General features: G+C 72.1%; 11 protein-coding genes. 5 read left to right on the forward strand and 6 right to left on the reverse strand.

Translation table 11 applies throughout. The features are described 5' to 3' along the window. Nucleotides 1-107: 107 nt before the first annotated feature. The 4 genes from RIM90_RS14065 to RIM90_RS14080 all read left to right on the forward strand — a co-directional run bounded on the left by RIM90_RS14065 (nucleotide 108) and on the right by RIM90_RS14080 (nucleotide 4494). Nucleotides 108-1364 (forward strand): ABC transporter substrate-binding protein, encoded by a 1257-nt coding sequence (locus RIM90_RS14065; protein ID WP_309061018.1) that lies wholly within the window; start codon nucleotides 108-110, stop codon nucleotides 1362-1364. Between the two features lie 61 nt (nucleotides 1365-1425). Continuing rightward, nucleotides 1426-2403 (forward strand): sugar ABC transporter permease, encoded by a 978-nt coding sequence (locus RIM90_RS14070; RefSeq protein ID WP_309061019.1) that lies wholly within the window; start codon nucleotides 1426-1428, stop codon nucleotides 2401-2403. Further along, a complete protein-coding gene (locus RIM90_RS14075) occupies nucleotides 2403-3236 on the forward strand; it encodes a carbohydrate ABC transporter permease (RefSeq protein WP_309061020.1) in 834 nt (277 codons plus the stop codon). Before RIM90_RS14070 ends, RIM90_RS14075 begins: the two co-directional genes overlap by 1 nt. A 67-nt stretch (nucleotides 3237-3303) precedes the next feature. Beyond that, the gene (locus RIM90_RS14080; RefSeq protein WP_309061021.1) at nucleotides 3304-4494 is read left to right on the forward strand and encodes a sn-glycerol-3-phosphate ABC transporter ATP-binding protein UgpC; all 1191 of its coding nucleotides are present in this window, start codon (nucleotides 3304-3306) and stop codon (nucleotides 4492-4494) included. Between the two features lie 44 nt (nucleotides 4495-4538). Here RIM90_RS14080 and RIM90_RS14085 read toward each other — a convergent pair whose 3' ends face one another. The 6 genes from RIM90_RS14085 to RIM90_RS14110 all read right to left on the reverse strand — a co-directional run bounded on the left by RIM90_RS14085 (nucleotide 4539) and on the right by RIM90_RS14110 (nucleotide 8743). Next, nucleotides 4539-5075, reverse strand: a complete 537-nt coding sequence (locus RIM90_RS14085; protein ID WP_309061022.1) for an NUDIX hydrolase family protein — start codon at nucleotides 5073-5075, stop codon at nucleotides 4539-4541. 174 nt (nucleotides 5076-5249) lie between these two features. After that, entirely contained in the window at nucleotides 5250-6059 is an 810-nt protein-coding gene (locus RIM90_RS14090; RefSeq protein ID WP_309061023.1) for an SAM-dependent methyltransferase, read from the reverse strand. A 47-nt stretch (nucleotides 6060-6106) separates the two neighbouring features. Continuing rightward, nucleotides 6107-6844 (reverse strand): endonuclease, encoded by a 738-nt coding sequence (locus RIM90_RS14095; RefSeq protein WP_309061024.1) that lies wholly within the window; start codon nucleotides 6842-6844, stop codon nucleotides 6107-6109. Nucleotides 6845-6846: 2 nt separating this feature from the next. Then, nucleotides 6847-7179: a DUF3140 domain-containing protein gene (locus tag RIM90_RS14100; protein WP_309061025.1), complete on the reverse strand. Its 333-nt coding sequence runs from the start codon at nucleotides 7177-7179 to the stop codon at nucleotides 6847-6849. Nucleotides 7180-7278: 99 nt separating this feature from the next. Next, a complete protein-coding gene (locus tag RIM90_RS14105) occupies nucleotides 7279-7761 on the reverse strand; it encodes a DNA starvation/stationary phase protection protein (protein ID WP_309061026.1) in 483 nt (160 codons plus the stop codon). Nucleotides 7762-7837: 76 nt separating this feature from the next. Further along, the gene (locus tag RIM90_RS14110; RefSeq protein ID WP_309061027.1) at nucleotides 7838-8743 is read right to left on the reverse strand and encodes an alpha/beta hydrolase; all 906 of its coding nucleotides are present in this window, start codon (nucleotides 8741-8743) and stop codon (nucleotides 7838-7840) included. Nucleotides 8744-8885: 142 nt separating this feature from the next. Here RIM90_RS14110 and RIM90_RS14115 point away from each other — a divergent pair, with 142 nt between their 5' ends. After that, nucleotides 8886-10076, forward strand: coding sequence for a thiolase family protein (locus RIM90_RS14115; protein WP_309061028.1), 1191 nt, complete (start codon nucleotides 8886-8888; stop codon nucleotides 10074-10076). The last annotated feature ends 15 nt before the right edge of the window (nucleotides 10077-10091 follow it).

Consider the following 10091-nt stretch of genomic DNA (forward strand, 5'->3'; position numbering starts at 1 on the left):
GCCGTATGTCCTTGATGTCCCCCTATGTACTGTTTAACGTCGCCGGGTAGGCACAGCCGCGGGGTCCGACACCCGCGCCGCCGTCCCGGAAGCGAGGTGTGGAGCGCGTGGTGCGACGGACGCGGGCGCTGGTCGCGCTGACTCTGCTGGCATCGGCGCTCGCCGCCTGCGGCGGCGACGAGGACAGCGGCCGTCCCACCCTCGACTGGTACAACTTCCCCGACGACTCCGGCGCCCTGCAGAGGGCCGCCGACCGCTGCACCGAGGCGTCGGGCGGCCGCTACCGCATCAGCTACCGGAAGCTGCCCCGGGGTGCCGACGGCCAGCGCCAGCAGCTGGTGCGCAGGCTCGCCGCCGAGGACGACTCCATGGACATCCTGGGCCTGGACGTCACCTGGGCCGCCGAGTTCGCCGAGGCCCGCTGGATCCGGGAGTGGACGGGGGAGACGAAGCGGCGGGCCACCGAGGGAACCCTGCGCGTCCCGCTGCGGACCGCCACCTGGAAGGACAGGCTCTACGCCGTCCCGTACAACACCAACACCCAGCTCCTGTGGTACCGGAAGGACCTGGTGCCCACCCCGCCCAGGACCTGGTCCGAGATGCTGAACATGGCCCGCGGCCTCGCCCGGCAGGGCAAACCGCACTACGTGGAGATCCAGGGCGCCCAGTACGAGGGCCTGACCGTCTGGTTCAACACCCTGGTCAACAGCGCGGGCGGCTCCATCCTCGACCCGGGCGCCACCGAGCCCTCCCTCGGCCCGCCGGCCGTGCGGGCCGCCACGATCATGCGGGACCTCGCCGACTCGCCGGCCGCGGACCCGTCCCTGCCCAACCAGATGGAGGACCAGAACCGCCTCGCCATGGAGTCGGGGGTGGCGGCCTTCGAACTGAACTACCCGTTCGTCTATCCGTCCATGAAGGCGAACAACCCGCGGCTGTTCCGGCACTTCCGCTGGGCGCCCTACCCCCGCGTCGACGCCGGCCGCCCGGCCCGGCCCACCGTCGGCGGCAACCACCTGGCCGTCAGCGCCCACTCCCGCCACCCCGACCTGGCCTTCGAGGCGGCCCTGTGCCTGCGCAACCGGGAGAACCAGCTCACCGCCGCACTCGAGGGCGGGCTGCCGCCCACCCTGCGCGCCCTGTACGACGAGCCGGCGTTCAGGGAGGCGTACCCCTTCTCCGAGGAGGTGCTGGCCGCCCTGGAGTCGGGGAGCGTGCGGCCGCTCACCCCCGCCTACCAGAACGTGTCGATCGTCATCTCCCACACACTGTCCCCGCCGTCCGCGATCCAGCCGGAGAAGGCCGTCGGCACCATCGGGGAGCAGATCGACGAGGCCCTGCGATCCGAGGGTGTGATCCCGTGAACCACCACCTCCCGCAGCACCCCGCCGGCCCGCGGGCGGCCTTCCGCCCGGGCGGTCCGAGATGAGCACGATGGCGGACCCGGCCGGCCCCCCGCCGTCCGGCGGGACGCGGTCCGGGCGCAGCGGAGGGAACGGACGGAAGGGGAAGGGCCGAGCGGCCCTCTCGGCCGGCGCCAAGCAGGAGCGGCGCCTGGGCTGGCTGCTGTGCGCACCGGCCGTCCTGGTCATGTTCGCCGTGACCGCCTATCCCATCGGCTACGCCGTCTACCTGTCCCTCCAGCGCTACGACCTGCGCTTCCCGGCGCAGGCGGAGTTCGTGGGGCTGAGGAACTACGGGGCGGTGCTGTCCTCCCCGTACTGGTGGGACGCCTTCTGGGTCACGCTCTTCGTCACCGCCGTGTCGGTGGCCGTCGAACTGGTCCTCGGCATGGGGCTCGCCCTGGTGATGCACCGCACGCTCTTCCTGCGCGGCACGATCCGCACCGCGGTCCTCATCCCCTACGGCATCGTCACCGTCGTCGCCGCCTTCTCCTGGCAGTACGCCTGGACCCCCGAGCTCGGCTATCTCGCCGAACTGCTGCCCAGCGGTGAGGCCCCGCTCACCGAGCAGTGGCCCGCGCTGTGGCTGATCATCCTCGCCGAGGTGTGGAAGACCACCCCGTTCATGGCGCTGCTGCTGCTCGCCGGCCTCGCCCTGGTCCCCGAGGAGACCCTGAAGGCGGCCATGGTGGACGGTGCCACCCCCTGGCAGCGGTTCATCAAGGTCATGCTGCCGCTGATGAAGCCGGCCATCCTGGTGGCGCTGCTCTTCCGCACGCTGGACGCGTTCCGGATCTTCGACAACATCTACGTCCTGACCTCGGGCGCCCACGGCACCGGCTCCCTGTCCATCCTCGGCTACGACAACCTGTTCACCGCGCTGAACCTGGGCATCGGGTCGGCGATCTCGGTCCTGATCTTCCTCTGCGTCGGGATCATCGCCTTCACCTTCGTCAAACTGTTCGGCGCCGCCGCACCGGGCGCGGAGGTGAAGCGCTGATGGCCGCCGCAGGCAAGACGCATGCCACCCGATGGGGTGTCGTCAACGTCGTGGTGGTGCTGTACGCCCTGTTCCCGGTGTGGTGGATCGCCGCGCTGTCGTTCAAGGACCCCAGCACCCTCTCCGACGGCAACTACTTCCCCCGGGACTGGACCTGGGAGAACTACCGGGGCATCTTCCGGACCGCCGAGTTCACGCGGGCGCTCGTCAACTCGATCGGCATCGCCCTGATCGCCACCGTGATCGCGGTGATCCTCGGCACCATGGCCGCCTACGCGGTCGCCCGGCTGCGCTTTCCCGGCAAGCAGGTCCTCATCGGCATGTCCCTGCTGATCGCCATGTTCCCGCCGATCTCGCTGGTGTCCCCGCTGTTCGACATCGAGCGGATCATCGGCATCTTCGACACCTGGCTCGGGCTGATCATCCCGTACATGACCTTCTCGCTGCCGTTGGCGATCTACACCCTGTCGGCCTTCTTCCGGGAGATCCCCTGGGACCTGGAGAAGGCCGCCAAGGTGGACGGGGCCACACCCGCACAGGCCTTCCGGCTGGTCATCGTGCCGCTCGCCGCGCCGGGCGTGTTCACCACCGCCATCCTCGTGTTCATCTTCTGCTGGAACGACTTCCTGTTCGCGATCTCACTGACGTCCACCGAGTCCGCGCGCACGGTGCCCGCCGCGATCGCGTTCTTCACCGGCAGCTCACAGTTCCAGCAGCCCACCGGGTCGATCGCCGCCGCCGCCGTGGTGATCACCGTCCCGATCATCGTTTTCGTCCTGCTCTTCCAGCGGCGGATCGTCGCCGGACTCACTTCCGGAGCGGTCAAGGGATGACCGGCCGCACCGAGCCGTCCCGCACCACCCCGGATCCGGCAGGCCCGAAGGCAAGGAGGCACCACCCATGGCCGAGATCGTCCTCGAGGGAGTCACCAAGCGTTATCCCGACGGATCCCTCGCCGTGAAGGACGTGGACCTCGACATCGCCGACGGCGAGTTCGTGATCCTGGTCGGCCCGTCCGGATGCGGCAAGTCCACCACCCTGAACATGATCGCCGGGCTCGAGGACATCACCGAGGGCACCCTGCGCATCGGCGGCCGGGTCGTCAACGACCTCGCCCCCAAGGAGCGCGACGTCGCCATGGTGTTCCAGAGCTACGCCCTGTACCCGCACATGAACGTGCGCGAGAACATGGGCTTCCCGCTGCGGCTGGCGAAGGTGGACAAGGCCACCGTCGACCGCAAGGTCGAGGAGGCCGCCCGGGTGCTCGACCTCACCGAGTTCCTGGACCGCAAGCCCGCGAACCTCTCCGGCGGCCAGCGCCAGCGGGTGGCCATGGGGCGGGCCATCGTCCGTGACCCCAAGGCGTTCCTGATGGACGAGCCGCTGTCCAACCTGGACGCCAAGCTCCGGGTGCAGATGCGCACCCAGATCTCCCGGCTGCAACGCCGTCTGGGCACCACCACCGTGTACGTCACCCACGACCAGACCGAGGCGATGACCCTCGGTGACCGGGTCGTGGTCATGCGGCAGGGCCTGGTCCAGCAGATCGGCAGCCCCGCCCAGCTCTACGACATGCCGCGCAACCTGTTCGTCGCCGGCTTCATCGGCTCCCCGGCGATGAACTTCGTCAACGCCTCCCTGTCCGGCGGCGTCCTGCGCACCCCGCTGGGCGAACTGCCGCTCGACGACCGCGTGCGCAGGGTGCTGGAACGGCGGAACGCGCCCCGCGAGGTCATCGTCGGGCTGCGTCCGGAGGCCTTCGAGGACGCGAGCCTGGCGCGCGAGGCGGGCGGCCCCGCGATCACCGTCACCGTGGACGTACTGGAGTCGCTGGGCTCGGACGCGTACGTCTACTTCAGCGCGGAGGGCGGGCCGGTGACGACCGCCGAACTGGAGGAACTCGCCACGGACTCCGGCGTGCGCGACACCGGCGCCGGGGCAGCCCCGCAGATCGTGGCCCGGCTGGACGCCGCCACCCGCGCCCGCGAGGGCGCGCCCGTGGACCTCCGGGTCGACATGGGCAAGGCCCATGTCTTCGACCCGTCGACCGGCGCGAACCTCACGCACCCGGACGGCACGGGCGGCCCCTGACACCACGGCCGGAGGGTCCTCGTGCGAGGGCCCTCCGGCCGTGGTCAGACCGCGCAGCCCGCGTGCGCCAGCGCCTGCTTCAGCAGCACCCCGTGCCCGCCCGGCATCTCGCTCTGCACCGCCTGCGACACGGCCTCCTGCGGGCTGAACCACACCAGGTCGAGGGCGTCCTGCCGGGGCCGGCAGTCACCCGTCACCGGCACGATGTAGGCCAGCGACACCGCGTGCTGGCGGGGGTCGTGGAAGGGGGTGATGCCCTGGGTGGGGAAGTACTCCGCGACCGTGAACGGCTGGAGCGAGGCCGGGACGCGGGGCAGCGCCACCGGTCCGAGGTCCTTCTCCAGATGGCGCAGCAGGGCGTCGCGGACGCGCTCGTGGTGCAGCACCCGGCCGGAGACCAGAGTCCGGCTGACCGTCCCGTCGGGCCCGATGCGCAGCAGCAGGCCGACGCTGGTGACTTCGCCGCTGTCGTCCACGCGCACGGGGACGGCCTCGACGTACAGGATCGGCATGCGGGCGCGCGCCATCTCCAGATCGTCGGAGGACAGCCAACCGGGCGTGGTCTCGGTCATGTCAGACATTGCTTGATCATACTTTCAGCGGTTCGCTCGTGGGGGCATCCGCCCCGCACCTCCTGCGACCGGCTCCCCTCCGTCCGGCCGCCGCGTCCGGAGTCCGGGAGGCGGGCCGTCGGGACCGTCTCCACCCGGTCGACGCCCGCCGTGTCGCCGTAGGACGGCACGACGCCGTTCCCGTCAGGGTTTCACGGCCACCGCGCCGTACTGGGGCACCACGGCGGAGCCGGACGTGGCGTGCCACTGCGAGCACGACACCAGGCCGGGCTCGACCAGTTCCAGTCCCTCGAAGAACGCGGCGATGTCCGCGGCGCCGCGGGCCGTGATCGGGGGAGTGGCGTTCTCGTTCCAGAACTTCATGGCGGGAACCTGGTCCTCGCCGCCGACCTCGGGGTCGAAGGTGGGGTGCGTGAGGACGAGGAAGCTCCCGGAGGGCACCGCGGCCATGACGCGGCGCACGATGTCGCGGGCCTCGTCGGTGTCGAGGACGAAGTTGAGGATGCCCAGCATCATCACCGCGACGGGCCGGGTGAGGTCCAGCGTGTCGGCGGCCCGCTCGAGGATGGCGTCCGGGTCGTGCACGTCGGCGTCGATGTAGTCGGTGGCGCCGTCGCGGGTGCCGGTGAGCAGGGTGCGGGCGTGCGCCAGCACGATCGGGTCGTTGTCGACGTACACGATCCGCGCGTCGGGCGCGATCCGCTGGGCGATCTCATGGGTGTTGTCGGCGGTCGGCAGCCCGGTGCCGATGTCGAGGAACTGCCGCACGCCGCGCTCGCCGACCAGGTACGTCACCGCCCGGCCCAGGAACTCCCGGTCCGCCCGGGCGATGTCCCGGATGATCGGGATGATCGAGGCGACGTGGTCGCCGACCTGCTGGTCGACCTCGTAGTTGTCCTTGCCGCCGATCCAGTAGTTCCACACGCGCGCGTTGTGCGCCACACCGGTGTTCAGCCTCGCCGAGCCGCTCGGCGGGGTGTGGCTCTCACTCACGGTCTCTCCCTCTCCCTTGCCGGTACGGCCGCGTCCGGCCGTACCGGTCATTGTGCCGCGTGATGATCACGTTGTCCCGGGAATGAGGGGACCGGGAAGAGGGGAGGGGCGAGGGAGCGGAGCGCTCCGGGTCCGGCTACGGCCCGGCTCAGCACGTCCTCGGCCACGTCCTTGTCGACCGCCGCCCGCACCAACGCGGCCGCGAGGACGGCCGGTTCGGTCCGCCCCGCGAGGGCGGCCGGCCGGTCCGGGTCCCGCGGCAGCTCCAGCCGCTGCGCGCCCTGCGGCGCCTTGGCGTCCAGGCAGGGGGCGGTCTCGGGCCAGACGCGCTGCACCTCGCGCAGGAAGATGTCGGCACCGGCCGGTCCCACACCGGGGAACTCCTGGAGCAGACGGCGCAGTTCGGGGACCCCGCCCTCCGCCTCCGCGCGCAGCCTGCGCAGGTCGCCGCCCCGGCGATCGGTCAACAACCCGGCAGCGTCGCCCGGCTGGGTCGCGGTGCGCTCGTCGTAGCGGCGGTAGCCGCCCCGGCCGAGGGCGTCCACCCGCTCCTGCCGGTCGGCACCGGCCATGCGGCGGGGATCGCGCAGCCCCGCCTCGTGCAGGGCACGGGCGGTGGCCACGGCGATCGACCCGCGGATCCGGGCACTGAGCAGATGGGCCGGCACCAGCAGCCGGTACAGCGGCTGCGGGGTGTCCTTCAGCCGGATGCCCGCGTCCTCCGCGTACGTCCGGCCGTGGGCGGCGACGAGCGCGCGGACGACCCGCTCGTCGCGGCCGGGCACGGCTACGCCTTGAGCGGGTCGTGGCCGAGCGTCATCAGGCGGTGCCGGCGGCCGGTGTCCTCGGCGGCGGGCTCGTTCTCCAGGTCCGTCTGCGCGGTGACGGTGTCCACGACCTCCTCCATCACGCGCAGGTCGTCCTCGGTGAGGTCGGTGCGCCGCTTCTGCAGGATGGCGAGGACGTGCTGTCCGGTTTCGGTGCCCGCCTGCTCCGGCAGCGGTTCCGTCCGCTCGTCGGCGTCGCGCACCCGCAGCCAGGCCGCGAGTTCCGCCGAGGTCATGTTCACCACGCGGTGGAAGTCCTCCCACAGCGCGTCGATGTCGAGGGCGTCGCTCATGGTGTGCCCCTTACATGCGTCCGTGCTCCGGCCGGGCGCGGGTCCGCGCGGGGACGCGGATGCCGGGCGCCGGCCCGTTCGGTGCGGGTGCGGCGGCGGTCAGGACTCGCCGGGGAAGTTCTCCGCCTCGAACATCCACCGCTGCTTCTCCAGCTCCGCGGTGATCGAGATCAGCAGGTCCTGGGTGACCAGGTCCGCCTTCTCGGTGGCGTCGATGCGCTCGCGCAGCCGCGCGATCGCCGCCCCGAGCGCCTCCGTCATCACCTGAACGGCCTCCGAGTCGCGCAGCCAGCCCTCCTTCGGGGCCGGCAGGGAGAAGACCTTGGCGATGGTCTCCGGGCGGCCGTCCGGCGGCACGCCGAGCGCCGCGGCCCGCTCCGCCACCGTGTCGGACTGGGCGCGCGCGGCCGAGACCACCTCGTCCAGCTGGAAGTGGATCGAACGGAAGCGCGGACCCACGACGTTCCAGTGCGCCTGCTTCCCGATCAGCGACAGCCCGAGCAGGTCCACCAGGGTGCCCTGGAGGGCCTCGCAGGAAACCCGCCGGGCCTCGTCGGGCAGAGTGCTCCTCACAACGGTCATGGGTGCTGTTCCTCCTCGATGTGTCGGCGGCCTTACGGAGCGGCGCCTCGCCGAAGCGGAAGAACGCTCGGGTTCCTCACCCGCGCCGGCGGCGCTCCGCAACCACTCCTTGAACGCGCGGGTGCCCGCGCCCCTCCGGAACAAACCCGGCCCGGCCGCCGCCAGAATCGTCTCGGCCTGCGAGAACGTCGTCCAGGAAGCGCGTCAGGTCGTCGAACGCCGCCGCACCGCACGTCTCGTTGAACACCTCGTGCCGGGCGCCGGGGTGGATGCGCTCGGTCAGCCGGCCGCCGCTCAGCCGTTCCACTCCGGCGCGGCTGCCGGGCAGCGGCACCAGGCGGTCGTCGTCGCCGTGCAGCCACAGCAGCGGGAGCGGGCCGACGTCGCCGCCCTGCGCGACGCTCTCCAGCGTCCGCGCGAACGCCTCCACCGTCGGCCGCTTCATCGGACCGTGCCAGACCAGCGGATCCGCCGCGTACGCCGCGCCGACCGCGGGATCGCGGGAGAGCGCCGCCGGGCTGATCGGGGTGTCCGGGATCTCGTCGAGGGCCAGCAGCCGCCCCGGCAGCTCCCAGGTGCCGATCACGGGCGCGGACAGCACCAGCGCGGCCAGTGACGCGCCGTACCGCTGGGCGTAGCGGGCCGCGATCAGACCGCCCATGGAGTGGCCGATCACGACGACCGGCAGGCCGGGGTGGGCGTCCCGCACGAGTCCGGCGGCGGAGTGCAGGTCGGTGACCACGTCCTCGAAGTCCTCGATCAGCACCCGTTCGCCCGCCGACCTGCCGTGGCCCATGTGATCGGGGCCGGCCACCACGGCCCCGTGCGCGACGAGCACGCCGGCCAGTCCGGCGTAGCGGCCGATGTGTTCCCCGTAGCCGTGCGCCACGAGCGCGAGGTACCGGGGAGCGCAGCGGGACCACTCGCGTACCGTGATCGTGCCCCGGGTGCCGGTGAGGACGTGCTCGCGGATGTCGGGCATGGAACCTCCGGGCGGAGTCGGTGCGGTCCCCGGGATCTTCCCAGGGAGCCGCCCGGCGGTCTATAGTCCGAAACTAGCGGTGCTAGCTAAATGAGCCGCCGGTCACCGCACAGCCCCAGACATCTGGTCAGGAGTCCTCCTCGTGCGTCCCGTCCACTTCGCGGCCGCCCGCCGCACCCCCATCGGCAAACTGCGCGGAGCCCTCTCCACGGTACGACCCGACGATCTCGCCGCAGCCGTGATCCGGGGCCTGGTCGCCGACGTGCCCGCGCTGGACCCGGCCCGCGTGGACGACGTCTACTGGGGCGCCGCCAACCAGGCCGGCGAGGACAACCGCAACGTCGCCCGCATGGCCGCGCTGCTCGCCGGGCTCCCCGAGTCCGTCCCCGGCGCCACGGTCAACCGGCTGTGCGCCTCGGGACTGGAGGCCGTCACCACCGCCGCCCGCACCATCGCGGCCGGTGAGGCCGACATCGTGATCGCGGGCGGCTCCGAGTCGATGAGCCGCGCCCCCTTCGTCCTGCCCCGCCCCGACGAGGCCCTCCCGCACCGCATCGAGACCGCCGACACCCGGCTCGGCTGGCGGCTGGTCAACCCCGCGATGAAGGACCTCCACGGCCTGCTGTCCATGGGCGAGACGGCGGAGGAGGTCGCCGCCCGGTACGGCATCACGCGCGAGCGCCAGGACGAGTTCGCCCTGCGCAGCCACCGACGGGCCGCCGACGCGCGCAAGGACGGCCACTTCGACGACGAACTCCTGCCGGTGAGCCGCCCGGACGGGATGGTCGTCGACGCCGACGAGTGCATCCGCGAGGACACCTCGATCGAGAAGCTGGCCCGGCTGAAGCCGGTCTTCCGCGCGGGCGGCTCGGTCACCGCGGGCAACGCCTCCCCGATGAACGACGGCGCGGCCGGACTGATCCTCGTCAGCGAGGAGGCCCTGAACGAGCTGGGACTGGAGTCGCTCGGCCGCTACGTCGCCGGTGCCTCCGCGGGCGTCCACCCGGACGTCATGGGCATCGGCCCCGTACCCGCCACCCGCAAGGCGCTGGCGCGCGCCGACTGGGCCGTCGGCGACATCCAGGAGGCCGAGTTCAACGAGGCCTTCGCGGCCCAGGCCCTGGCCTGTGTGGACCAGCTCGGCATCGACCCCGACCTGGTCAACCCGAGCGGCGGCGCGATCGCCCTGGGCCATCCGCTGGGCTGCTCCGGCGCCCGCATCCTCACCACCCTGCTGCACCGCATGCGGCGCACCGGCGCGGAGCGCGGGCTGGCGACGATGTGCGTGGGCGTGGGACAGGGGAGCGCGGTGCTGGTCGAGCGGCACAACTAGGCCCTGTCGCGGAGA

Source organism: Streptomyces sp. (assembly GCF_031181555.1).
Classification (GTDB): domain Bacteria; phylum Actinomycetota; class Actinomycetes; order Streptomycetales; family Streptomycetaceae; genus Streptomyces; species Streptomyces fimbriatus.